Source organism: Streptomyces sp. NPDC020845 (assembly GCF_044334165.1).
In the GTDB taxonomy this organism is placed as follows: domain Bacteria; phylum Actinomycetota; class Actinomycetes; order Streptomycetales; family Streptomycetaceae; genus Streptomyces.
Genome location: NZ_JBIRSJ010000002.1, coordinates 305,110 through 328,116 on the forward strand (window position 1 = coordinate 305,110; position 23,007 = coordinate 328,116).

The 23,007-nt window shown below is 69.7% G+C and carries 27 protein-coding genes and 1 pseudogene; 12 read left to right on the forward strand and 16 right to left on the reverse strand.

What is annotated here, in order from left to right; genetic code table 11:
* Position 1 precedes the first annotated feature (1 nt).
* The 5 genes from ACH4U7_RS05250 (at position 2) to ACH4U7_RS05270 (ending at position 3,834) form a co-directional block, all read left to right on the forward strand.
* Positions 2-766 carry a FadR/GntR family transcriptional regulator gene (locus ACH4U7_RS05250; protein ID WP_398526668.1) on the forward strand — a complete coding sequence of 255 codons (765 nt, stop codon included), beginning with the start codon at positions 2-4 and terminating at the stop codon, positions 764-766.
* Positions 767-929: 163 nt separating this feature from the next.
* Positions 930-1,424, forward strand: a complete 495-nt coding sequence (locus tag ACH4U7_RS05255; RefSeq protein WP_398526669.1) for a hypothetical protein — start codon at positions 930-932, stop codon at positions 1,422-1,424.
* A gap of 19 nt (positions 1,425-1,443) precedes the next feature.
* Positions 1,444-1,998, forward strand: coding sequence for a hypothetical protein (locus tag ACH4U7_RS05260; RefSeq protein ID WP_398526670.1), 555 nt, complete (start codon positions 1,444-1,446; stop codon positions 1,996-1,998).
* A gap of 755 nt (positions 1,999-2,753) precedes the next feature.
* Positions 2,754-3,248 carry a hypothetical protein gene (locus tag ACH4U7_RS05265; RefSeq protein ID WP_398526671.1) on the forward strand — a complete coding sequence of 165 codons (495 nt, stop codon included), beginning with the start codon at positions 2,754-2,756 and terminating at the stop codon, positions 3,246-3,248.
* A 19-nt stretch (positions 3,249-3,267) separates the two neighbouring features.
* Positions 3,268-3,834 carry a hypothetical protein gene (locus ACH4U7_RS05270; RefSeq protein ID WP_398526672.1) on the forward strand — a complete coding sequence of 189 codons (567 nt, stop codon included), beginning with the start codon at positions 3,268-3,270 and terminating at the stop codon, positions 3,832-3,834.
* Positions 3,835-3,935: 101 nt separating this feature from the next.
* Here ACH4U7_RS05270 and ACH4U7_RS05275 read toward each other — a convergent pair whose 3' ends face one another.
* Positions 3,936-5,048, reverse strand: coding sequence for an FAD-dependent monooxygenase (locus ACH4U7_RS05275; RefSeq protein WP_398526673.1), 1,113 nt, complete (start codon positions 5,046-5,048; stop codon positions 3,936-3,938).
* A 193-nt stretch (positions 5,049-5,241) separates the two neighbouring features.
* Here ACH4U7_RS05275 and ACH4U7_RS05280 point away from each other — a divergent pair, with 193 nt between their 5' ends.
* The gene (locus tag ACH4U7_RS05280; protein ID WP_398526674.1) at positions 5,242-6,183 is read left to right on the forward strand and encodes a GntR family transcriptional regulator; all 942 of its coding nucleotides are present in this window, start codon (positions 5,242-5,244) and stop codon (positions 6,181-6,183) included.
* 34 nt (positions 6,184-6,217) lie between these two features.
* On the opposite strand, the gene ACH4U7_RS05285 is transcribed toward ACH4U7_RS05280, so the two are convergent.
* Both ACH4U7_RS05285 and ACH4U7_RS05290 read right to left on the reverse strand, forming a co-directional pair.
* The gene (locus tag ACH4U7_RS05285; RefSeq protein ID WP_398526675.1) at positions 6,218-7,024 is read right to left on the reverse strand and encodes a nucleotidyltransferase domain-containing protein; all 807 of its coding nucleotides are present in this window, start codon (positions 7,022-7,024) and stop codon (positions 6,218-6,220) included.
* A 170-nt stretch (positions 7,025-7,194) separates the two neighbouring features.
* The gene (locus ACH4U7_RS05290; protein ID WP_398526676.1) at positions 7,195-7,641 is read right to left on the reverse strand and encodes an ATP-binding protein; all 447 of its coding nucleotides are present in this window, start codon (positions 7,639-7,641) and stop codon (positions 7,195-7,197) included.
* Positions 7,642-7,808: 167 nt separating this feature from the next.
* Here ACH4U7_RS05290 and ACH4U7_RS05295 point away from each other — a divergent pair, with 167 nt between their 5' ends.
* The gene (locus ACH4U7_RS05295; protein WP_398526677.1) at positions 7,809-8,573 is read left to right on the forward strand and encodes a GntR family transcriptional regulator; all 765 of its coding nucleotides are present in this window, start codon (positions 7,809-7,811) and stop codon (positions 8,571-8,573) included.
* Between the two features lie 16 nt (positions 8,574-8,589).
* On the opposite strand, the gene ACH4U7_RS05300 is transcribed toward ACH4U7_RS05295, so the two are convergent.
* Together ACH4U7_RS05300 and ACH4U7_RS05305 are read right to left on the reverse strand one after the other, a co-directional pair.
* Entirely contained in the window at positions 8,590-8,931 is a 342-nt protein-coding gene (locus tag ACH4U7_RS05300; protein WP_398526678.1) for a nuclear transport factor 2 family protein, read from the reverse strand.
* A gap of 291 nt (positions 8,932-9,222) precedes the next feature.
* Positions 9,223-9,939, reverse strand: coding sequence for a TetR/AcrR family transcriptional regulator (locus ACH4U7_RS05305; protein ID WP_398526679.1), 717 nt, complete (start codon positions 9,937-9,939; stop codon positions 9,223-9,225).
* On the opposite strand from ACH4U7_RS05305, the gene ACH4U7_RS05310 reads away from it, so the two are divergent.
* Positions 9,917-10,171, forward strand: coding sequence for a DUF1330 domain-containing protein (locus ACH4U7_RS05310; RefSeq protein WP_398526680.1), 255 nt, complete (start codon positions 9,917-9,919; stop codon positions 10,169-10,171). The genes ACH4U7_RS05305 and ACH4U7_RS05310 overlap by 23 nt on opposite strands.
* 45 nt (positions 10,172-10,216) lie before the next feature.
* On the opposite strand, the gene ACH4U7_RS05315 is transcribed toward ACH4U7_RS05310, so the two are convergent.
* Genes ACH4U7_RS05315 through ACH4U7_RS05325 form a run of 3 tightly spaced genes read right to left on the reverse strand, consistent with a single transcriptional unit; the run spans position 10,217 to position 13,585 of the window.
* Positions 10,217-11,335: an NADH:flavin oxidoreductase gene (locus ACH4U7_RS05315; RefSeq protein WP_398526681.1), complete on the reverse strand. Its 1,119-nt coding sequence runs from the start codon at positions 11,333-11,335 to the stop codon at positions 10,217-10,219.
* A 52-nt stretch (positions 11,336-11,387) separates the two neighbouring features.
* The gene (locus ACH4U7_RS05320; RefSeq protein ID WP_398526682.1) at positions 11,388-12,968 is read right to left on the reverse strand and encodes an MDR family MFS transporter; all 1,581 of its coding nucleotides are present in this window, start codon (positions 12,966-12,968) and stop codon (positions 11,388-11,390) included.
* A 17-nt stretch (positions 12,969-12,985) separates the two neighbouring features.
* Positions 12,986-13,585, reverse strand: coding sequence for an NADPH-dependent FMN reductase (locus ACH4U7_RS05325; protein WP_398526683.1), 600 nt, complete (start codon positions 13,583-13,585; stop codon positions 12,986-12,988).
* Positions 13,586-13,703: 118 nt separating this feature from the next.
* Between ACH4U7_RS05325 and ACH4U7_RS05330 the strand changes: the two genes are divergently transcribed.
* From ACH4U7_RS05330 to ACH4U7_RS05345, 4 genes and pseudogenes are all read left to right on the forward strand, one after another.
* Positions 13,704-14,456 (forward strand): TetR/AcrR family transcriptional regulator, encoded by a 753-nt coding sequence (locus ACH4U7_RS05330; RefSeq protein WP_398526684.1) that lies wholly within the window; start codon positions 13,704-13,706, stop codon positions 14,454-14,456.
* A gap of 87 nt (positions 14,457-14,543) precedes the next feature.
* Positions 14,544-14,702 (forward strand): annotated as a pseudogene (locus ACH4U7_RS05335) (hypothetical protein); the annotation flags it as partial.
* A 112-nt stretch (positions 14,703-14,814) separates the two neighbouring features.
* Positions 14,815-15,294 (forward strand): hypothetical protein, encoded by a 480-nt coding sequence (locus ACH4U7_RS05340; RefSeq protein WP_398526685.1) that lies wholly within the window; start codon positions 14,815-14,817, stop codon positions 15,292-15,294.
* A gap of 129 nt (positions 15,295-15,423) precedes the next feature.
* A complete protein-coding gene (locus ACH4U7_RS05345) occupies positions 15,424-16,920 on the forward strand; it encodes a PQQ-binding-like beta-propeller repeat protein (protein WP_398526686.1) in 1,497 nt (498 codons plus the stop codon).
* 78 nt (positions 16,921-16,998) lie between these two features.
* On the opposite strand, the gene hisF is transcribed toward ACH4U7_RS05345, so the two are convergent.
* The 8 genes from hisF to hisD all read right to left on the reverse strand — a co-directional run bounded on the left by hisF (position 16,999) and on the right by hisD (position 23,007).
* Positions 16,999-17,772, reverse strand: a complete 774-nt coding sequence (hisF, locus tag ACH4U7_RS05350; protein WP_398526687.1) for an imidazole glycerol phosphate synthase subunit HisF — start codon at positions 17,770-17,772, stop codon at positions 16,999-17,001.
* Complete coding sequence (locus ACH4U7_RS05355; protein ID WP_358634309.1) at positions 17,769-18,176, reverse strand: RidA family protein; 408 nt, start codon at positions 18,174-18,176, stop codon at positions 17,769-17,771. The genes hisF and ACH4U7_RS05355 overlap by 4 nt, the downstream gene beginning before the upstream one ends.
* On the reverse strand, positions 18,173-18,904 hold the full coding sequence (gene priA, locus ACH4U7_RS05360; protein WP_398526688.1) for a bifunctional 1-(5-phosphoribosyl)-5-((5-phosphoribosylamino)methylideneamino)imidazole-4-carboxamide isomerase/phosphoribosylanthranilate isomerase PriA: 732 nt from the start codon (positions 18,902-18,904) through the stop codon (positions 18,173-18,175). The genes ACH4U7_RS05355 and priA overlap by 4 nt, the downstream gene beginning before the upstream one ends.
* A gap of 71 nt (positions 18,905-18,975) precedes the next feature.
* Positions 18,976-19,641 carry an imidazole glycerol phosphate synthase subunit HisH gene (hisH, locus tag ACH4U7_RS05365; protein WP_398526998.1) on the reverse strand — a complete coding sequence of 222 codons (666 nt, stop codon included), beginning with the start codon at positions 19,639-19,641 and terminating at the stop codon, positions 18,976-18,978.
* On the reverse strand, positions 19,638-19,802 hold the full coding sequence (locus tag ACH4U7_RS05370; RefSeq protein WP_179285467.1) for a hypothetical protein: 165 nt from the start codon (positions 19,800-19,802) through the stop codon (positions 19,638-19,640). The genes hisH and ACH4U7_RS05370 overlap by 4 nt, the downstream gene beginning before the upstream one ends.
* 174 nt (positions 19,803-19,976) lie before the next feature.
* Positions 19,977-20,570, reverse strand: coding sequence for an imidazoleglycerol-phosphate dehydratase HisB (gene hisB / locus ACH4U7_RS05375; protein ID WP_014180479.1), 594 nt, complete (start codon positions 20,568-20,570; stop codon positions 19,977-19,979).
* Positions 20,567-21,685: a histidinol-phosphate transaminase gene (locus ACH4U7_RS05380; protein ID WP_398526689.1), complete on the reverse strand. Its 1,119-nt coding sequence runs from the start codon at positions 21,683-21,685 to the stop codon at positions 20,567-20,569. The genes hisB and ACH4U7_RS05380 overlap by 4 nt, the downstream gene beginning before the upstream one ends.
* Positions 21,682-23,007 carry a histidinol dehydrogenase gene (gene hisD / locus ACH4U7_RS05385; RefSeq protein WP_398526690.1) on the reverse strand — a complete coding sequence of 442 codons (1,326 nt, stop codon included), beginning with the start codon at positions 23,005-23,007 and terminating at the stop codon, positions 21,682-21,684. The genes ACH4U7_RS05380 and hisD overlap by 4 nt, the downstream gene beginning before the upstream one ends.

Here is a 23,007-nt window from a genome sequence, read left to right on the forward strand (position 1 = left end):
GATGCCGCTGGCCGCCCTCCGTCCCACGCCCCTGATCGATCAGGCGGCCGCGCGGCTGCGCGAGGAGATCACCGGAGGCCACTGGCCGGTCGGCACCCGGCTCCCCGGTGAGACCACCCTGGCCAAGACCCTGGGCGTGGGCCGCTCCACCGTGCGCGAGGCGGTCCGCGTCCTGGCGGGCGCGGGGCTGGTGCAGGCCCGTCAGGGCTCCGGCGTCTTCGTCATCGCCACCGAGCCCGCCGAGGACTGGCCCGCCCGGCTGCGCCGCGCGGCCGTCACCGACGTCTTCGAGGTGCGCATGCTGGTCGAGGTCCAGGCCGCCCGCCTGGCCGCGCTGCGCCGCACCGACGCCGACCTCACCACCCTGAACGCGGCCCTGGACGCCCGGAGCGCCGCCGCCGCGGGCGACGACGCCGCGTTCGTGGACGCGGACATCGCGCTGCACGCGGCGGTGGTCGGCGCCGCGCACAACCCCGTACTCACCGATCTGTTCGCCGAGTTCGTCCCCCGGCTGCGGCAGGCCCTGATCGACCTGGTGGACCTGCTCGCCCTGCGCACCGGGGCGACCGGGACGCCGAACCCGGGCGACGAGGCCCACACCGCCCTGGTCCGGGCCGTCGAGCGGGGCGACGCGGATACGGCGGGCCGCGTGCTCCAGGCCGAGCTGGAGCAGACCCTGACCCGGCTGCGCGACGGCAACGGCGACGGCCCGTCCCACACCGGCCAAGAACATTACGGTCGAACCGCAGGATCGATCAGCGATTGAATCCCGCTGACGAATCGAGGCTGACTTTGCCCGGCCGCAGCCGGAGTGATGTCATCCGATTCAGCTAGCATGCGTTTCTATTCGCGATGTGGTGCGGCGGGCCAGGGGAGCGACGGCCGCAGTACCGGACGCGCTGATGTTCTTTTCGGGAGGTAACGGGGAAATGTCGTTCGACAGCGAGTGGTCTCAGCTCAAGGCGGACGCGGCCGGGGAGCAGAGCGCCCATACGCGACTCAACCAGCTTGCCGCGGCCGGCGGTGGCGGCGGGGGTGAGGACGGCGGCAAGGCCTCCGATCTCATCGTTCACCAGGACGACTTGGGCGCCGTGGGGCACGAGGCCTTCGTCCTGCACGGGCAGCTGCAGAAGGCGGCCGACATCGCCGGGGCCGGGGCCGATAAGGAGGGCGTGGGGTCGTCCATGCAGTCGGCCAAGGCGCTGAGCGACCGCAACTTCACCATGGGCGAGGAGCTGAGCACGACGGTGTCCGTCTGGACTTCCCAGGTGAATACCATGCTGCAGATGTGCGCCCATATCTCCAATCACCTGGACTACTCGAAGAAGAGTCACGCGAAAGACGACGAGCTGATCGCGGCCTCGTTCAGAAATCGGGACGGCTCGGCCGTCAGCGTTTCCGAGATATCCAAGATGGTGAAGTAGCGGAAACGGGGGAACGACGATGGGGACTCTCACTTACACGGATCTCATCGGGGTCGATCTGGGAAAGCTCAGTACCGCGGTCACGGACTGGAAGTCCGTTGTCGATGGTTTGAAGAAGCTGGTGAGCGATGCGCGTTCGGGCCTGCTGAAGAAGTCGGAGGGTGCGCGGTGGGCTGGGCTCAACGCGACCGTCACGCATGAATTCGTCCGCAAGACCGCGAAAGAATTCGAGGACCTGTACAAGGAAGCCAGCAGCATCTATGCCATCCTGGACGACGCGCATTCCGAGCTGACTAAGATTCAGTCCAAAGTCAAGTCGCTCGTCGCAAGCGCGCAGGACGACGGGTTCAGGGTCTCCGACAACTCCGACGGCACCGTGCGTTTCGATGAGTCCGGGGATGGCGGGTCGCGGTGGTCACTGGACTCCACGCTGTCGTACACCGAAGCCGTCAATCATGAAATCCGCCGGGCCGTCACGACCGACCTTCTGGCCAAGCGCGCACTGGCCAAGATCCACGGCGGAGACCCGTCCGACGCGGGCCACGCCCAGTACCACTCTCTGCTGGACGTATAACAGGGGAGTCGTGACGGTCGAGCCCGGTGGCCATGGGAAGCCCAAGTGTCCGCGCGCACACGGCCGGAGGGGCCGGTGGCGGGTCGGCACCGGCCCACGTCCCCGCCGACGCCGCCCTGTGCCCTCCCACCCTGCGCCTACGCGACGGCCGCCTCCTGATGACCGATTGGCCTGGTTATAGCGAGATCGCGTTCTTGGCCCGCTCGACCGACTCCTCGGAGGCCGGCCCGCCCGGATTCTCCGTGGCCAGCGCCTGGTTGACCGCGACGAACGGCCACATACGCCGCTCGTAGTCGTCGAACGCCGCGCCGTGATCGCCGTCCGCCCCTCCCAGCGGACGGCGGCCATCCGATCGGCGAGCACCCGCTTCTCCCCCTCGATGTCGCGGTGGTCGATCCGCTGCTCCTGGGGCCCGGCCGCCGCCCAGCCGAAGGTGATCCTCGAATCGGAATTTGTCGCGTACGGGGAGGAAAGAGGGACCTTCGCAGTCTCCGAGCCCGTGGAACCCGGCGCAGCCGCGGCGTCACGCGACAGCCCATCCCGCACCGGCCAAGAACATTACGGGCGAACCGCAGGATCGATCAGCAATCGAACCCCGCTGACGAATCGAGGCTGGCTTTGCCCGGCCGCAGCCGGAGTGATGTCATCCGATTCAGCTAGCATGCGTTTCTATTCGCGATGTGGTGCGGCGAGCCAGGGGAGCGACGGCCGCAGTACCGGACGCGCTGATGTTCTTTTCGGGAGGTAACAGGGAAATGTCGTTCGACAGCGAGTGGTCTCAGCTCAAGGCGGACGCGGCCGGGGAGCAGAGCGCCCATACGCGACTCAACCAGCTTACCGCGGCCGGCGGTGGCGGCGGGGGCGAGGACGGCGGCAAGGCCTCCGATCTCATCGTTCACCAGGACGACTTGGGCGCCGTGGGGCACGAGGCCTTCGTCCTGCACGGGCAGCTGCAGAAGGCGGCCGACATCGCCGGGGCCGGGGCGGACAAGGACGGCGTGGGGTCGTCCATGCAGTCGGCCAAGGCGCTGAGCGACCGCAACTTCACCATGGGCGACGAGCTGAGCACGACGGTGTCCGTCTGGACTTCCCAGGTGAATACCATGCTGCAGATGTGCGCCCATATCTCCAATCACCTGGACTACTCGAAGAAGAGTCACGCGAAAGACGACGAGCTGATCGCGGCCTCGTTCAGAAATCGGGACGGCTCGGCCGTCAGCGTTTCCGAGATATCCAAGATAGTGAAGTAGCGAAAACGGGGGAACGACGATGGGGACTCTCACTTACAAGGATCTCGTCGAGGTCGATCTGACAAATCTCATGCTCGCGGTCGGGGACTGGAAGTCCGTTGTCGATGGTTTGAAGAAGCTGGTGAGCGATGCGCGTTCGGGCCTGCTGAAGAAGTCGGAGGGTGCGCGGTGGGCTGGGCTCAACGCGACCGTCACGCATGAATTCGTCCGCAAGACCGCGAAAGAGTTCGAGGACCTGTACAAGGAGGCCAGCAGCATCTATGCCATCCTGGACGACGCGTATGAACAGCTGACTGCGAGTCAGGACAAAGTCAAGGGGACCGTCAACGACGCGGAGGTCCACGGGTTCAAGGTCTCCGACAACTCCGACGGCACCGTGCGTTTCGATGTTCCTGAGGGTGACGAGTCGCGGTTGGCACAGACCTGGAAGCGGTTGTACGCCGATTCCGTCAATCAAGAAATTCGCCGGGCCGTCACGACCGACCATCTGACCAAGCGCGCACTGGCGAAGATCCACGGCGGAGACCCGTCCGACGCGGGCCACGCCCAGTACCACGGTCTGCAGGACATAACAGGGGAGTCGTGACGGTGGAGCCCGGTGGCCATGGGGTGGTCGGGGCGCATGACCCTGCGCCCTCCCACCCTGCGCCTACGCGACGGCCGCCTCCTGATGACCGATTGGCCTGGTTATAGCGAGATCGCGTTCTTGGCCCGCTCGACCGACTCCTCGGAGGCCGGCCCGCCCGGATTCTCCGTGGCCAGCGCCTGGTTGACCGCGACGAACGGCCGCATGCGCCGCTCGTACTGGTCGTACGCCGCGCGGTGGTCGCCCTCCGCCCGGCCCAGCGCGTCGGCCAGTACGTAGGCGCCCACCAGGGCCAGGCTGGTGCCCTGGCCCGACAGCGGGGACGCGCAGTAGCCCGCGTCCCCGAGCAGCGCCACCCTGCCACGCGACCAGCGCTCCATCCGGATCTGCGCCATCGCGTCCGAATAGAAGTCGGGCGCCTCCCACATCGCCTTGAGCATCCTCGGCGCCTCCCAGCTGATGGCGGCCATCTGGTCGGCGAGCGCCCGCTTCTGCCCCTCGATGTCGCGGTGGTCGATCCGCCGCTCCTGGGGCCCGGCCGCCGCCCAGCCGAAGGTGATCCTCAGCTCGGAGTTGTCGCGTACGGGGTAGATGCCGTAGCCCGCGGCGCCGTCCCTGAGCCACAACTGCCAGTCCTCCAGGCCCAGGAAGTTGTCCGCGCGGAAGATCGCCACCTGCATCCCGAGGGGGTGCGCGAACTCCTCCTCGGGGCCGAAGGCCAGTCCGCGCACGGTCGAGTGCTGCCCGTCGGCGCCGACCACCAGATCGAAGTCGCGCGACCGCCCGCTCTCGAACTCCACGCGCACGCCGTACTCGTCCTGCTGGAGGGCCGCGACGCCGTCGCCGAAGACGTACTCCGCGCCATCCCGGGTCCGCTCGTACAGCAGCCCCGTCAGGTCCTCGCGCAGCAGCTCGATGTCGTCGCTGTCGAGCCGGCCACTGCTGTACGTCTTGTCGGTGGACCGCTCGATCTCGTTGCCCTCGCCGTCGAGCACCGACATGCCCCGCATCCGGGTGCGCAGCTCGCGCGCCCGCTCCAGCAGCCCCATGCGCCGGACGACTTCGAGGGCCACGCCCCGGATGTCCACCGCCTGCCCGCCGGTACGCGGCGCGGGCGCGCGCTCGACGACGGTCGGGGCGAAGCCGTGGTGGCGCAGCCAGTAGGCGAGCGCGGGGCCGGCGAGGCCGGCGCCGGAGATGAGCACAGTCTTCATGGGAGCTCCTTCATACGGTGTACGCGGAGCTGAATGTACACCGTAAGCAACCCGCTCCAGCTGTACTTTCTTCTGCATCTGACCTAGTACAGAAACCAGCTTCCAGCCCCCTCCCCCTGGTAACGTCTGCACTAGTACAGGAGCAGTGAGCCGGAAAATCAGCCGCAGAAAAATCGAAGGGACGGAGTCGGAGATGCCCCCGGAGTCCGATCCGCCCTATCTGCGCATCGCCGCCGAGATCCGGCGCCGCATCGCGGACGGCGAACTGGCCCCCGGCGACCGGGTGCCCTCGACCCGTCAGATCGCCAAGGAGTGGGGCGTCGCCCTCGCCACCGCCACCAAGGCGCTCACCACCCTGCGCCTGGAAGGCCTCGTCGAGGCGCGCCCCCGAGTCGGCACGGTCGTGGCCACGCGGACCCCCGCCCCTTCCGCACGCCGCACCCCACCGCCACCGCCCCCGGGCCCCGAACACGAGCTGACCCGCGAACGCATCGTCCGCGCGGCCATCGAGATCGCCGACTCGGAGGGGCTGGCCGCGCTGTCGATGCGCGGCGTCGCGGCGCGGCTGGGCGTGGCCGCGATGTCGCCATATCGCCATGTCGGCAGCAAGGAGGACCTTGTGCTGCTCATGGCCGACACCGCGTTCGGCGAGAAGCCCTATCCCGCCGACCCTCCCACCAGCTGGCGCCCCCGCCTGGAACTGGCCGCGCGCACCCTCTGGGCCCTCTACCGCAGCCACCCCTGGCTGGCCCAGACCGGCCCCCTCACCCGCCCCCTGCTGCTGCCCAACCTGATGGTCCACGCCGAATGGGTGCTCGCCACCCTCGACGGCCACGGCCTCGACCCGACGACCGTCCTCGACCTGCACGTCCTGCTCTACAGCTACGTCCAGGGCATCGCGGCCAACCTGGAACAGGAGGCCCAGGCCGAGGCCGCCACGGGCCTGTCGGAGGACGAATGGATGGACCGCCAGTCCCAGGCCCTCCAGGCGATCACCACCTCCCCCCGCTACCCGACGTTCACCCGCCTCACCGCCTCCCTCCCGAACGGCTACGACCTCCGCCTCGACGAACTCTTCGAACTCGGCCTGGGAACGCTGCTCGACGGGGTCGCGGTCATCGTCGAGGGCCGTTAGGCGCCGTACGAGGTTCACCTACCTCGAGTCGTGACTACGCCTCGGCAGCTCCGCTCCCGGCAGATGGGCGCCAGGGCGCGACGTATCCCTCCCGGAGGGGACCGCCCAACAGTTCCAGCACACGGCGGGCCGCGGTGGTCAGCGGTGCCGGGTCGGCGCGCTCGGCGAGGGCCAGGTGCCCACGGAGCAGTTCCCTACCGAGGACCGGATCGGCTGCGGTCAGACGTCGGGGCAGCCACTTGCCGGCCCCGTTCCAGGCGCGGTGATGAGCGGTCAGGAGGTGTGCGGCCTCCTGCAGCGTCCGGTCGGCGATGGCCAGTTGCTCATGCCGGTCACTGCCGGGACCGGTCTCGGCCAGGTCGTCCAGAAGGTCGGTGAGCAGGAAGCGGCCGAGTTCGCTCTCGTTCGGGGTAAGGGGTTCGGGCCCGGCGGCGAGCAGGGCGTGGGCCTCGGCACGCCGGGTTTCGGCATGACCATCCGGGTCGTACAGCAAGACGGACTCGGCGTAAATGAAGAGCGCGGTCGCTCGGCGCGTGGCCCGGGCTTCCGCGAACACCTCCCCCAAGTCCACGCGGGTGTGCAGGAACACCTCGGCGGGGCGGCCTTCGTGACGGAACACTTCGTGGCGGCTGATGCCGCCGTCAGGAAGGAGGACAGCGATGTCGAGGTCGCTGCGGGGGGTGGCCCGACCGGAGGCGCTGGAGCCGCCGAGTACGGCGCCGAGTGCGTCCGGATAGCGGGCGAAGACCAGTCTCCGGGCTTCGTGAGCGTACTCAACGACCGCGCTGGAACCGGTTGCCTCCGGGAAGGGTGCGGCGTCGGGCTGTGGCTGGGCATCCATGGCTGCCATCGTTCCAAGCCGACGGCAAATGCGGACGGGTTAATCGCGTGAGCACAGTCGCGGACCACCTCCGGCTCCGGAGCGGGCGGGCGCCTGTGGTGCCCGCCCGGAGGCCGAGGGGGTCATCGAGGGACGATGGCCGCAGAGTATGCGCAGTACGGGCGCGAGGGTCAGCGTGAGCTGCCGAACGCCTTGTACATCACGAACACAACAACCGTGCCTCCGTACGGACTCGGCCCCGACCACCACTCGTCGCACACCGTGTCCACGATCAACAGCCCGCGCCCGTGGGCCTCGTCGGCCGCAGGGCTACGCAGCCGGATCCCGGCCGGGAGACCGGGGTTGTGCACATGCACCCGAAGCGACTGCCCCACCCGGTACCACTCGACACGTACGCGCCAGATTCCCTCCGCCGAGCCGTACCTGATCGCGTTGGTGACCAGCTCCGAGACCAGCAGTACGCAGTCGTCGATCGAGCAATCGAGCTCCTCGTGGGCCGTGAACTTCCTGAACCAGCGGCGTGCCCGCGGCACCGACTCCGGGACGGGGCACAGGACAAGCAATCCGAGCCGCTCAGGATCCTTCTCATCGCCCTGCACATCCACGACACGCGCCATCGCGCCCCCCCCATGGAGACATCTCTAGACATCTACAGTCCAGCAGAGCATCTCTAGAGATGTCAATCACGCTAAGGCATGACCCGATTGCTCAATCGATCGAACGGAGACCTAGGGTGTCTCTAGAGAGGAGCGAAATGTCTCCAGATTCGAACGGAGGACAGCCATTGCCAGCGGGCCAGGGCAACGTTGGAAAGCTCAAGTACCAGCGCATCGCCAATGCGCTCAAGGCCGCCATCGCCGGCGGAGAGTACGGGCCGGGCGATCGCCTGCCCGGCGAGAACGAGCTGATGACCACGTACCAGGTGGCTCGTATGACCGCCCGCCAAGCACTCGGCGTCCTGCAGAGCGAAGGCATCGCCGAAGCGCGCAAGGGCGCCGGGGTCTTCGTACGGACGTTCCGACCGTTGCGGCGACGCGGCATCCAGCGACTCGCCCGGGGCCAGTGGGGAGCGGGGCAGTCGATCTGGTCCGCCGACCTGGATGAGGACCGCGAACTCACCGTCGACAGCATCTCGGTGACCGAAGAGGAAGCCTCGAGGCACATCGCCGATGTGCTGGGGCTTCGCCCCGGCGACCGGGTCTGCGCCCGCAGCCGCCGCTTCGTCCTCGACGGCAAGCCGGTTCTGCTCGCCACGTCGTACCTGCCCGCCGCCCTGGTCGCGGACTCGGCGATCACCCGGGAGGACAGCGGCCCAGGCGGCGTCTACGCACGGCTCGCGGAGCTCGGCCACGCGCCCGTGCACTTCCGGGAGGAGATCCGGTCACGCATGCCCAGCGCCATCGAGGCACAGGACCTCCGGCTGTCCAGCGGCACCCCCGTCATCCTGGTCTGCCGCACAGCCTTCGCGGAGAACGGAGCGGCGGTGGAGGTCAACGAAATGGTGCTCGACGCCGCCTCCTACATCCTGGAATACGACTTCGACGCGTGACCGGGGAGTTCGGCGCTCATGTCTCCCGGACGCGGCCACCGAAGAAGACCTGGGTCTCGGTGATCCTTCCGTCCCGCACGGTGATCACCTCGACGTTGCGATAGCGTCCGCCGGTCTTCAGTTCGTACTCGTACAGGAGGAAGACGTCGTCGCCCCCGGCGGGGACCGCTTCCAGGACCTTCTGGTACTGGAAGCGATCGACCGTGGGAAAGCAGCGTTCGAAGAACGCGGCCTTGTCGATGTGGTCGTCCTGCGGGCTCGTGAAGACGAAATCCTCGGCGATCAGACGGTCCGCGGTGTCACGGTCCTGTGCGAGGTAGCTCTCCATGCATGCGCGGACGACGTCGACGTTCGCCATGGCTGCTCTTCCTTCCGGTCCGGGTCGCTCTCCTGGCCCCCATAGGGCAGACCGATCCCGCCGCCGGAACTCATCGGCGAGGCGCCGCGCGCCTGGCCCACGGGAGGACGGGCGCACGTCCGCCTTGAGGCGCATACGCGAAGGGGCAGTCAGACCTTGGAATCAGCCGCACCGTGGTGAAGCCTGCGGCCATACGCACATGCCGTTCCGCGTCAGACAAGTGACCCCGACCCACGCCAGTTCAACAGCCTGACCGTCAGACAGCCACATGACCGCCGCCCGGGGTGGGACCTAGGCCAGGCCCAGTGACCCGACCAGGTCAAGCATTTCGGCGCGGTACAGGGCGGCCGGGTTCCCCGCGACGGGGTGGATGTGGCCGTCGATCTCCAGGGCCACCAGGCCATGCATCCGGCCCCAGACGCGCAGCGCGAGCGCCGCCGCGGCGGGTGGCACGTCCGGGAGGTCTTCCTGGATCTTCGCGACGTAGTCCGGGTGAAGATCGGCCCAGGAGGTGTCCTCGGGCTGGCGGTGCCGGGCGTTGGGCCACGCGGCGGCCACCAAGCGGGTGAGTTCGCGGCATACACGGCGCGCCGTCCGATCCACCGGTCCGTCCTCGGGGGGTTGGTAACCGGGGATGGGGTGGCCGTAGAAGAGCCGGAAGCTCTCGGGGTGAGCCAGCGCCCATTCCCTCAGGGCCTGGCCCCAGGCCAGCAGCCTGCCGCCGGGGTCGGTGTCGGGCACGGCGTTGCTGGCGGTCTCCAGCGCCTCCGCGAGCGAGGCGGCGATTCCGCTGATCAGTGCTGTGATCAGGTCGTCCCGGGTGGGGAAGTAGCTGTAGATCGCGCGAGCGGTCATCCCCATCTCGCGGGCGATGCCGCGCAGCGAGATCGCTCCGGGCCCCCCTTCTGCCATCTGCCGCAGCGCGATGGCCTTGATCTCCCGGCTCGTCTCCACCCGCAGCCGCTCCCGGCGGCTCATCACACCCGTGACGCTTTCGCCCTCGTCCATCCTCGACCACGGCGGTCGCTACCTGGTCGCGGGCCCCACACCCGAGCCCGTCGAAGGCACCTGGGGCTCCTCCCGGTTCCTGGTCATCGAGTTTCCCGACATGGACCGGATCCGGGAGTGGTACGACTCCCCCGAGTACCGACGAGCCCGGGGGATACGAGAGGGCAAGGTTGGGGTGGGAATGCTGTTCGTCGAGGGCGCGCCGCCCGAGGGCTTCTCCCTCCCTGCGTAGCTGTGCTGCTGGTGCGGTGACCGGACAGGGCCTCGGCGGAGCAGCTCAGTTCAGGGTGGCGAGCAGGCCCACGTGGAAGGGGCTGAGGTCCGCTGTGCGATCGGTCAGGACCTTGGTGAGCCAGTCGGGGTCGCCGAGCAGGGCGCGGCCGACCGCGGCGAGGTCGAACTCGTCGCGCTCCATGCGGTCGAGCAGTTCTCCGATGCCCGTGACCGCGCCCGGCCGGCCCTGGATCACATCGGTGAACTCGTTGTCGAGGCCGATCGCGCCGACGGAGATCGCGGGCTTGCCCGTGAGCTTCTTCGTCCAGCCTGCGAGGTTGAGGTCGGACCCTTCGAACTCGGGCTGGTGGAAGCGGCGGGTGGAGCAGTGGAAGGCGTCGGCTCCGGCGTCCGCCAGCGGGGCGAGCAGGGCTTCGAGTTCCTGCGGCGAGCGGACGAGCCTGGCGTCGTAGGCGCTTATCTTCCACTGTGAGAACCGGAAGGTGATCGGGAAGTTCGGGGAGACCGCCCCGCGGACCGCGGCGACGACCTCGGCGGCGAAGCGGGAGCGGGTGACGAGGTTTCCGCCGTAGGCGTCGGTGCGCCGGTTGGTCCGCTCCCAGAGGAACTGGTCGATGAGATAGCCGTGGCCCGCATGGACCTCGACGCCGTCGAACCCGATCCGCTCGGCGGCCACGGCAGCCGTGGCATAGGCCGCGACGACATCGTCGATGTCGGTCCGCGTCATCGCCCGGCCGGACTGCGTACCGTCGACGGCGATGCCTGAGGGGCCCATGGGCGGGGCGGCGGGCACGGGCGGGGTGCCGGGCTTGCGGTCCATGCCCACATGCCACAGCTGCGACATGATCTTCCCGCCTGCGCTGTGCACCGCGCCCGTCACCCTGGCCCAACCCGCCAGGGCCTGTTCTCCGTGGAGACGGGGGACGCGGTCACTGCTGCCCGCCGATTCATGGCCGATGTACGTCCCCTCGGTGATGATCAGGCCGACCCCGCCCGCGGCCCGCCGGGCGTAGTACGCCGCCACGTCCTCGCCCGGTACGCCGCCGGGCGAGAACTCACGGGTCATCGGCGCCATCACGATCCGGTTGGGGAGGGTGAGGCCACCCAGGGTGAAGGGGCGCAGAAGGATGTCCTTGGCGCGCGTGGCGGAGGTGCTGGGCATGGTGGTGGTCTGCTTTCTCTGTCTTCTCGGTCAGGGGTGTGCGCGGGAGGCTTCAGTCCGTGGCCGTGGCCGGGATTCGCGCTCGGTCCGTCTCTCCGGCCGGATCGGACGGCTCGGCGGCCGCCTTCCCCCGGACGAACCAGGCGAGGGCGAAGGCGGCCGCGGCGAGCACGGCCGTGCCGATGAGGACGCCGCGCAGCCCGCCGATGAACGCCTCCTGGACGGCGTGGCGCACCTGGGCGGGCATCCTGTCGACCGAGGACGGGGTCACCTCGCCCGTGGAGGTGAGCTGTTCGGCGGTGCGGTGGCCGAGCCGGTCGGCCAGTTCGGCCGTCATCCGGCCGATGTGTACGGCGCCGAGGGCGGCGACGCCGAGTGAGCCGCCGATCGTACGCAGCAGGGTGACGGTGCCGGTGGCGGCGCCCATGTCGCGCGGCGGGGCGGTGTTCATCGTGGTGAGCAGCGTGCTCTGCATCAGCATGCCGACGCCGGCGCCGAACACCAGAGGGAGGGCCGAGGCGGCGAACACCGGGGTGCCGGTGTCGAGCAGGAGCAGCAGGAACACGCCGGTGACGGTGAGGGCGGCACCGGTGATCGGCACCACGCGTTCCAGACCGCCCCGGTCCATCAGCCGGCCGGTGATGAGCTGCGCCGCCAGCATGCCCATCATCAGGGGCAGGCCCTGCATGCCGCTGACGGTGGAGGAGGAGCCCTGTACGAACTGCATGTACTGGGGCAGGTAGCTCGCCACCGAGATCAGCGCGGCGCCGACCAGGAAGCTGAGGGCCTGGGCGAGGGTGAAGTCGCGGCTGCGGAACAGCCGCAGCGGGATGACGGGTTCCGTCGCGCGCCGTTCCACCCGGACGAAGGCGGCGAGGGCCGCGGCGGCCACCGCGCCGAGCAGCGCGATCTGCGGTGAGGTCCAGTCGTAGCGGGTGCCGCCCCAGCCGGCCAGCAGGGTCAGGGACAGGATGGCGGTGGTCAGCAGGGCCGTACCGGGGTAGTCGATCCGTCCGCCGACGCGCGCTTGTGGCAGTCGTACGCCCTTGCCGACGGCGAGCAGCGCGGCGATACCGAAGGGCACGTTGACGTAGAAGACCCAGCGCCAGTCCAGGACGTCGGTGATGAATCCGCCGAGCAGCGGCCCGCCGACGAAGGCGACGGGCAGCATCACGCCGATCATCGACTGGACGCGGCCGCGGTCCTGAGCGGGGATCAGTACGCCGATGATGGACATCGCACCGACCATGAGACCGCCGGCCCCGAGGCCCTGGGCGGCGCGGAAGGCAATGAGTTGTCCCATGTTCTGCGCGACGCCGCACAGGACGGTGCCGATCAGGAAGAGCACCACGGACCAGAGGTAGGCGCCTTTGCGGCCGTAGAGGTCGCCGAGTTTGCCCCAGATCGGAGTGGTCGCGGCCAAGGTGAGCAGGTAGGACGTGACGGCCCAGGAGAAGTGGTCGAGGCCGCCCAGGTCGCCGACGATGGTCGGCAGTGCGACGCCGACGATCTGTCCGTCGAGCGTCGCCAGGAAGATGCCGAGCATCAGGCCGAAGATGCCCAGGTAGGGAGGGTTCCGCCGGGCGGGAGGGGGCGTGTCCCCCGGGTCGCCGGTCATGGCGTCACCGGTCATGGCCGCACTCCCCCGCCTCAGCCGGTGTACGGGCGGGCGGCGCGGGCGTCCCGCAGCGCGAGCCCCCACCACGTCAGCTGGTCGAGCAGGGACTTGGCCGCGGCGTCGCACTCCGGGTCCAGGGGCTTGCCGTCCGCGTCGAACTTGTCGCCGTAGTTGTGGAAGCTGACCGTGTTGCGGATGGTCACCGCGTGCAGCTCGGCCAGGACGCCCCGCAGGTGTTCGACCGCGCGCAAGCCGCCGGAGATACCGCCGTAGGAGACGAAGGCGACCGGCTTGGCGTGCCACTGCGGGTTGTGCCAGTCGATCGCGTTCTTCAGGGCCGCCGGGTAGCTGTGGTTGTACTCCGGCGTGACGATGACGAACGCGTCGGCCGCCGCCAGCCGCGGGGCGACGGCGCCGAGCAGCGCCACGTCCTCGTCGGACGGCTGCTGCCCGAACGCCGGCATGACGGTCGGGACCGGGGTCTCGACCAGGTCGACAAGGTCGGCCTCCAGGTCCTCGCGCTGGGCGATGTGACCGGCCGTCCACTCGGCCACCACGGGTCCGAAGCGGCCGTCCCGGGTGCTGCCGACGAGGACCGCCACGCGTAGCGGGCTGTCGTTGAGGTCGTTCATGGGAGGCTCCCGTTCGATGTGTACGTTGTATCTGGTGAGATACAACGTACACAGCAGTGTGTACGTTGTCCACTGAGCGATACTCTGTACATCACTCGCGAGAGAAGGAGCTGGCCCCATGCCTCCCCGGAAGAAGCAGGAGACGCAGCCGAAGCCGGAGCAGGGCGAGCCGGAGGCCGCCTTTCTGTGGGAGCGGCTGAACCGCCCGGCCCCCGCCCCGCGCTCCATGCTCACCCCCGAGCGCATCGCCCGGGCCGCGGTCGCGATCGCCGACGCGGAAGGCCTCGACGCCGTCACCATGCGCCGCCTCGCGACCGATCTGGGGGTCGCGCCGATGGCGGCGTACCGCTATGTATCCGGCAAGGGCGAGCTCCTGGAGCTGATGGTCGACCATGTGTACGGCGAGATGTCGCCGCCGGAGGGCGCCGAGGACTGGCGGCAGGCCATGCGAACGCTCTCCCAGCGCACCAGATCCGTGCTCCTCCAGCACCCCTGGGTGGCCCGCGCAGCGGTGTTCACGCTGACCCCGAACCAAGTGGCCGTGGTCGAAAGCGCCCTGGCCTCGCTCGACGAACTCGATCTGGACGTCGACACGATGATGGCGGTCTGCCGCGCAGTGGACTCCTACGTGAAAGGCGCCGTGGACCGCGAGATCGGCCTCGCGGAGCTGATGCAGGAGCAGGGCTGGGCGAGCGCGGACGAGACGCGCAGTGCCCTGGCCCCGCGCATGACCTGGCTGATGAACACCGGCCGCTACCCGACCTACCAGCGCTATATCAACGAGGCGACCCGCAAGGACGACGTGCAGTGGCAGTTCGAGACGGGGCTCGACGCCGTCCTCGACGGGATCGCCGCCCGCCTGGGCATCTGAACCGTCATCACACGGGGCTTCAGCCCGTGCCTCGGACCAGTGACGGCATGGGTGTCGCTCCGATCCCTGTGAAAGCGGGAACCCTTCTTGAGCAACGCCGCCCCCGGTGTCGAGAGTTCTCACTGGTACGTCGACGATCGCTGTCTGAACTGCAATATCGCCCGTCAGTACGCCCCCGGCCTGATCGGCTACCAGCCCAGCGGGGACTACGGCGGCTCGTCGACCGTCCTGCGCCAGCCCGCGAACGAGGAGGAGACTCGGCAGCTCTACATGGCCGCGCACGCCTGTCCGACCCGGTCCGTGCATCCGCCCGCCAATGAGTGGGCCCCGGATTCGGATCCGTACCCGATGGCCCTGGATGAGGACGGGATCGTGCTACGTCACCCACGGCCGCAAGTACGCCGACGCTTTCGGCGCCCGGCTGTGGATCCACGAGGGGGATCTGCGCTCCCGCCCCGATGCCGACTCGGTCATCCGCGGTCAGGATCCGATCGAGATCGGCCCGGGTGTGATGGCTCACCCATTCCCCGGCCACACCAAGTGCAGCACGCTCTTCATCGCGGACAAGAAGTTCTGCTTCAGCGGCGACGCGGTCTTCTCGTCGCGCTCCGAGCAGGACCTGGAGGTCCCCGACAGCGTCGTCTACGACTCGATCAAGACGCTGGCCGAGTCCGTGGCGCGCGGCGCGGAGGAGTTGACGTTCGAGTGGGTGCTGCCGGGACACGGCAGCTACCACCGGCTGCCGGCCGACGAGATGCGGCAGCGGATGCGGGCCCTCGGGCAGCGGGCCGCCACGTATCCCGTGCGGGAGGTCGACTACGGAAAGGTCCGCTACTGACGGCGGCCGGAACCTTCTCTTCCTGGTCCCGCTCTGGGTGCAACGCCACGGCTCCGATCGGCGTCTGTCCTTGTGTTCATGCGGGCCGCAGGTCGTGGCCCGGTCAGTGGACGGGGGTTGGAACGAACCATGACGTACGAGGATGACAGCGGCGCGCCCGGGCGGGGCGCGCCGAACGGCCAGGGCGGGCCGTACGCCCAGGGCGGAAACGGGCAGGGCGGAAACGGGCAGGGCGGAAACGGGCAGGGCGGAAACGGGCAGCCGGGACTGCCCTCGTATCCGCAGCCGCACCCCGGGGGCGGCCCCGCTCCCGCGGCCCAGTGGCCGCCGCCCCCGCCCCCGCCCGTGCCCCCGCGTCGCGGCGGGGGCAAGGTCGCGACCGTCATCGCCATCGTCGTGCTGCTGCTGGCGGGCGGCATGGCGGTCGCGCTGTCCAAGCACAGCAGCTCGGGCTCCGACGGCACGACGGCTCAGACGTCATCAGGGCCCCCAGCCAACGCGCTGCACCAGAAGTGGCATGCGGAACTGCCCAAGTCGCACGTCCTGGGCAACCTCAGCGGGCTGCCCGCGCTGTGGACGACCGACCGCGGCCCGGTCTACGCCGACGACAACGGCGTACGCGCCTTCGACCCCGAGACCGGCAAGAAGCTGTGGACGGTGAAGACGCCCAAGGGGGCGAGTGAGGTCTGTGCCATCGCTCCGCAGCCGAACTCCGATGGTGTGGGCGCCGCCGTCTACGACGCGGGCGGCAACGACTGTGCGTTCCTCGTCGTCTTCGACACGGAGACCGGACAGACCCTGTGGTCGAAGAATCTGTCGAGCGGCTACAAGACGGTCGCGCCGCACGTCGAGGTCAGCGAGGACACGGTGGTCGCCAGCATTGGCGCGGTGTCGGCGTACTCCATCTCCCACAAGGGCACCAAGGTGTGGACGGTGTACTCACGGGGCCACGACTGCGGAAACGACATCGTATGGTCCGGCGCGTACCTGGCCTACTCCAGCAGTTGCAGCGACGCCAAGCCCGAGAACCAGCTGAGCATCCAGGATCTGCGGTACGGGGACGTCTGGAAGTTCCCGAACGAGAAGCGGGACGTGGAGCAGGTGCTGGGGGACGATCCGCTGACCCTGGTCCTGGCCGAGCAGGAGGGCAACGACGACCCCAAGCGCACGCTGCAGACCTATACGAAGGACGGAAAGCCCGACAAGACCTTCCCCCTCACGGGCGCGCTCAAGGACCTCCAGTTCGGCGCCACGACCACCGTCGACCGGGACAGCTCGGTGCTGCTGTCCTACTACGACACCACCTCGGGCATGGCGGCCACCGACCTCAAGACCGGCAAGGTGCTGTGGTCCAAGCGGCAGACGAGGCAGGTCGGCATGGAGGACGGCAAGGTGATCGCGCTCAGGGCCCCCAAGGCGCCGGCGCAGGATCCGACGCTCGTCTCCCTCGGGCTGCGGAACGGCACGGAGGAGTCCCGGGGCGTGCTGTACACGCCGAAGCACACGCTCCAGCTTGTCGACTCGATGAGCGCCGGCACCTGGGGCGACACGCTCTATGTGATCGGCAATCCGATCGATGACCCCCAGGGCAAGCTCGTCCTGCGCGCCTTCGACATGGGGCGCTGAGGCACTGAGAGCGCGCTGAGGCGGGCCCTGACGGAGCGAGGACCGGACCGCCCGGCCCGGTCCTCGCCCGGCCGCGGCCTACAGCCGCACCGGGTGCCCGGCCTCCCGCAGGGCCTCCTTGACCTGGCCGATGCGCAGATCGCCGAAGTGGAAGACGGAGGCCGCGAGCACCGCGTCCGCACCCGCGGCGATCGCCGGGGAGAAGTCGGCGAGCTTCCCGGCGCCGCCGCTGGCGATGACGGGGACGGTGACGTGCCTGCGCACCGCCTCGACCATGGCGGTGTCGTAGCCGTCCTTGGTGCCGTCGGCGTCCATCGAGTTCAGCAGGATCTCCCCCGCGCCCAGCTCGGCGGCGCGGTGGGCCCATTCGACGGCGTCGATGCCGGTGCCGCGGCGGCCGCCGTGGGTGGTGACCTCGTAGCCGGACGGGGTGACCGTGCCCTCACCGCAGCGGCGGGCGTCGACGGACAGCACCAGGACCTGGCTGCCGAAGCGCTCGGCGATCTCCCGGATCAGCTCGGGGCGGGCGATGGCGGCGGTGTTGACGCCGACCTTGTCGGCCCCGGCCCGCAGCAGCTTGTCGACGTCCTCCACGGTGCGCACGCCGCCGCCCACGGTGAGCGGGATGAAGACCTGCTCGGCGGTGCGGCGCACCACGTCGTACGTGGTCTCGCGGTCGCCCGAGGAGGCCGTGATGTCGAGGAAGGTCAGCTCGTCGGCGCCCTCCTCGCCGTAGATCTTGGCCATCTCGACGGGGTCGCCGGCGTCCCGCAGGTTCTGGAAGTTGACTCCCTTGACGACCCGGCCGTTGTCCACGTCCAGGCAGGGGATGACTCGGACCGCCAGGGTCATGACGCTCGGGCTCCTCGGAATGCTTCTACTTCGACTTCCACCAGGACGCGCGAGTCGACGAAGCCGGACACCACGACGAGGGTCGCGGCGGGGCGTACGGCGTCGAAGAGCTCCTTGTGTGCGCGGCCCACCTCGTCCACATCGCGCGCGTGGGTGAGGTACATACGGGTACGGATGACCGATTCGACGCCGAGGTCGAACTTCCGCAGCGCGTCCAGCGCGTTACGGAAGGCGGCCAGCGTCTGTTCGTACGGATCGCCCTCGCCCTGCAGGACTCCGCCCACCAGCGGCATCGTCCCGGCGACCAGGACCCGGTCGCCGGCCGCGACGGCCCTGGCGAAGCCGATGGTCTCTTCCCAGGGGCTGTCCGCCTGGACGCGCCGCACGGGCTCGGGTGAGGTCATACGGATACCGCCTCCAACGCCTCTTCCAAGGTGAACGCCTTGGCGTAGAGGGCCTTGCCGACGATGGCGCCCTCCACACCCTCCGGTACCAGGGTCGCAAGGGCACGCAGATCGTCAAGGGAGGAAACGCCGCCGGATGCGACGACCGGCTTGTCGGTCGCGGCGCAGACGTTCTTCAGCAGCTCCAGGTTGGGGCCCTGGAGGGTACCGTCCTTGGCGATGTCGGTGACGACGTAGCGGGCGCAGCCCTCGGAGTCGAGGCGGGCCAGGGTCTCGTACAGATCGCCACCGTCGCGGGTCCAGCCGCGGCCGCGCAGGGTGGTGCCGCGGACGTCGAGGCCGACCGCGATGCGGTCCCCGAACTCGGCGATGACCTTGGCGACCCACTCCGGGGACTCCAGCGCGGCGGTGCCGAGGTTGACGCGGGTGCAGCCGGTGGCGAGGGCGGCGGCGAGCGAGGCGTCGTCGCGGATGCCTCCGGAGAGCTCGACCTTGATGTCCATGGTGCGCACGACCTCGGCGATCCGGTCGCGGTTGTCGCCGGTGCCGAAGGCCGCGTCGAGATCCACCAGGTGCAGCCACTCGGCGCCCGCCCGCTGCCAGGCGAGGGCGGCCTCCAGCGGGTCGCCGTATGACGTCTCGGAGCCGGACTCGCCGTGGACGAGGCGTACGGCCTGGCCGTCGCGGACGTCGACGGCGGGGAGGAGTTCGAGGCGTTGCGTGCTCATGGGAGACCTTACGGTGAGGTGCGGGCTGGTGCGGGCTGGTACGGGAAGGCCAGGGCGGGTCGGGCCGCCGGTCAGAGCGTGTCGAGCCAGTTGCGCAGCAGCTGCGCTCCGGCGTCGCCGGACTTCTCGGGGTGGAACTGGGTCGCCCACAGCGGCCCGTTCTCAACCGCGGCGACGAACGGCTCGCCGTGCGTGGCCCAGGTGACCTTGGGGGCGCGAATGTTCGGGTTGGTCACTTCGAGCTCCCAGGTGCGGACCGCGTAGGAGTGCACGAAGTAGTACCGGGCGTCCTCGTCCAGGCCCGCGAAGAGCTGGGAGTCCTCGGGCGCCTTGACCGTGTTCCACCCCATGTGGGGGACGACGGGGGCGTTCAGCTGCTCGACGGTGCCCGGCCACTCGTCCAGGCCCTCGGCCTCGACGCCGTGCTCGATACCGCGCGCGAAGAGGATCTGCATGCCCACGCAGATGCCCATCACCGGCCGCCCGCCGGCCAGCCGGCGCCCCACGAGCCAGTCGCCGCGGGCCTCGCGCAGCCCCTTCATACAGGCGGCGAAGGCGCCGACGCCGGGGACCAGGAGGCCGTCGGCGGCGGTGGCGCGGTCGTAGTCACGGGTGATCTCGACGTCCGCGCCGACGTGGGCGAGGGCCCGCTCGGCGGACCGTACGTTGCCGAAGCCGTAGTCGAAGACGACGACCTTCTTGGCGGCCTTGGCGGCCTTCTTGGCGCCCGCGGTCAATTCCACACCTCCAGCCGAAGGATTCCGGCCATGAGTGACATCGTGGCGCCGATGCCGAGCAGCACGATGACGCTCCTGGGCAGGCCCTGCTTGACGAAGGAGTAGACCCCGCCGAGCAGGAACAGACCGAGAACGATAAAGGCAGTGGAAAGACCGCTCACAGCATCTTTCCGTTCGCTTCTACGCCCGCGCGGCGAAAGCGCGGCCCGAATGCCGTCTGCGGCCGGGTGGCCGCGCGTGCGTCGCTCACTGCATCTTCCCGTTCGCTTCTCCGCCCGCGCGGCGAAAGCGCGGCCCGAATGCCGTCTGCGGCCGGGTGGCCGCGCGTGCGTCGCTCACAATGCACCCTTCGTAGAGGGAAGAATGCCTGCCGCCCGCGGATCGCGCTCGCTCGCATAGCGCAGCGCCCGCGCCAGCGCCTTGAACTGGCATTCGACGATGTGGTGGGCGTTGCGCCCGTACGGGACGTGGACGTGCAGGGCGATCTGCGCCTGTGCGACGAAGGACTCCAGGATGTGCCGGGTCATCGTCGTGTCGTAGGTGCCGATCATCGGCGCCATGTTCTCCGGCTCGCTGTGCACCAGGTACGGGCGGCCCGAGAGGTCGACGGTCACCTGGGCCAGCGACTCGTCCAGCGGCACCGTGCAGTTGCCGAAGCGGTAGATCCCCACCTTGTCGCCGAGCGCCTGCTTGAACGCGGCGCCGAGCGCGAGGGCGGTGTCCTCGATGGTGTGGTGGGTGTCGATGTGCAGGTCGCCCTCGGTCTTGACGGTGAGGTCGAAGAGGCCGTGGCGGCCGAGCTGGTCGAGCATGTGGTCGTAGAAGCCGACGCCTGTCGAGACGTCGACCTTCCCGACGCCGTCGAGGTCGATCTCGACGACGACCGAGGTTTCCTTGGTGGTGCGCTCCACACGGCCCACGCGGGTCATGCGCTTGTCTCCTTCATCAGCTCGCGGACCGCGTCGAGGAACGCGTCGTTCTCGGCCGGGGTGCCCGCGGTGACCCGCAGCATGCCCGGTACGCCCAGGTCACGGACCAGGACCCCCCGCTCCAGCAGGGCCTGCCACGCCGCCTGGGCGTCCTCGAAGCGGCCGAACTGTACGAAGTTGGCGTCCGACTCGGTCACCTCGCAGCCGAGTGCGCGCAGCTCGCGCACCATCCGGTCGCGCTCGGCCTTGAGCGCCTCGACGTACCCGAGCAGGGTATCGGTGTGTTCGAGGGCGGCCAGCGCGGTGGCCTGGGTGACGGTGGACAGGTGGTAGGGCAGGCGGACCAGCTGGACGGCGTCCACCACCGCCGGGTCGGCGGCGAGGTAGCCGAGCCGCAGCCCGGCCGCGCCGAACGCCTTGGACATCGTCCGGGTGAGGACCAGCCGCGGCCGTCCCTCGATCAGCGGAAGCAGCGAGGGGCGGTGGCTGAACTCGCCGTACGCCTCGTCGATCACCACCAGCGCCCCGGCCGCGTTCGCCCGCGCCTTCTGGGCCGCGTCGTGGAGGGCCAGAACGGTCTCGGCCTCGACGGCGGTGCCGGTCGGGTTGTTCGGCGAGGTGATGAAGACGACGTCGGGGCGGTGCTCGGCGATGGCCGCGCGGGCCGCGCCGACATCGATGGTGTAGTCGGGGTTCCGCGGGCCGGAGATCCAGCCGGTGCCGGTGCCGCGGGAGATCAGCGCGTGCATCGAGTACGAGGGCTCGAAGCCGATGGCGGTGCGCCCGGGCCCGCCGAAGGTCTGCAGCAGCTGTTGCAGCACCTCGTTCGAACCGTTGGCGGCCCACACATTGGCCACACCGACCTCGTGCCCGGCGGTGCGGGTCAGATACTTCGCAAGCTCCGTGCGCAGCTCGATCGCGTCCCGGTCCGGGTAGCGGTTGAGGTGGCGGGCCGCCTCGGCGACCCGCTCGGAGATCCGGGCCACCAGCGCCTCGGGCAGCTGGTACGGATTCTCGTTCGTGTTCAGCCGTACGGGGACGTCCAGCTGGGGGGCGCCGTACGGGGACTTGCCGCGCAGCTCGTCCCTGATGGGGAGATCGTCGATCCGGGTCACTTGTCCCCTGGCACCTTCCAGTCGAACCTTGCCTTCACCGCGGCGCCGTGGGCGGGCAGATCCTCCGCCTCGGCGAGCGTCACCACATGGCCGGCGACCTCCGCCAGCGCCTCCCGCGTGTAGTCCACGACATGGATGCCGCGCAGGAAGGACTGCACCGAAAGCCCCGAGGAGTGGCAGGCGCAGCCGCCGGTGGGCAGCACATGGTTGGACCCGGCCGCGTAGTCGCCGAGGCTGACGGGCGCGTACGGACCGACGAAGATCGCCCCGGCGTTCCGCACCCGGGCCGCGACCGCCGCCGCGTCCCTGGTCTGGATCTCCAGGTGCTCGGCGGCGTACGCGTCCACGACCGCGAGGCCCTGGTCGAGGCCGTCGACCAGCACGATGCCGGACTGGCGCCCGGTCAGCGCCGGGCGGATCCGGTCCTCGACGTGCTTGACCGCGGCGACCTGCACGTCCAGCTGCTTCTCGACCGCCGAGACCAGTTCCTCGGAGTCGGTGACGAGCACCGAGGCGGCCAGTGGGTCGTGCTCGGCCTGGCTGATCAGGTCGGCGGCGACATGCACCGGGTCGGCGGTGGCGTCGGCGAGGATCGCGATCTCGGTCGGGCCGGCCTCGGCGTCGATGCCGATACGCCCCTTGAGCAGCCGCTTGGCCGCGGCCACCCAGATGTTTCCGGGCCCGGTGACCAGAGAGACCGGGCGGCACTCCTCGGTGCCGTACGCGAACATGGCGACGGCCTGGGCACCGCCCGCCGCGTACACCTCGTCCACGCCCAGCAGCGCGCACGCCGCCAGGATGGTGGGGTGCGGCAGCCCGCCGAAGTCACGCTGGGGCGGCGAGGCGACGGCCATCGAGCCGACCCCGGCCTCCTGCGCGGGCACCACATTCATCACAACGGAGGACGGGTAGACGGACCGGCCGCCCGGCACATAGAGCCCCACCCGCTCGACCGGCACCCAGCGCTCGGTGACCGTGCCGCCCGGCACGACCTGTGTGGTGTGGTCGGTGCGGCGCTGCTCGCGGTGGACCAGCCGGGCGCGCCGGATGGACTCCTCCAGGGCGGCCCGCACGGCCGGGTCCAGCTCCTCAAGGGCGCGCGTCAGCGCCTCCTGGGGCACTCGCACCCGCTCGATGGTCACTCCGTCGAACCGCTGCGCGTAGTCGATCAGCGCCGCGGTGCCGCGATGGCGCACGTCGTCGCAGATCGGCCGCACCTTCTCCAGGGCGGCCTCGACGTCGAGCTCGGCACGGGGCAACAGGTCGCGGTCGATCCCGCCCTCCGGGAAGGCGGCGCCGCGCAGATCGATACGGGAGATCAC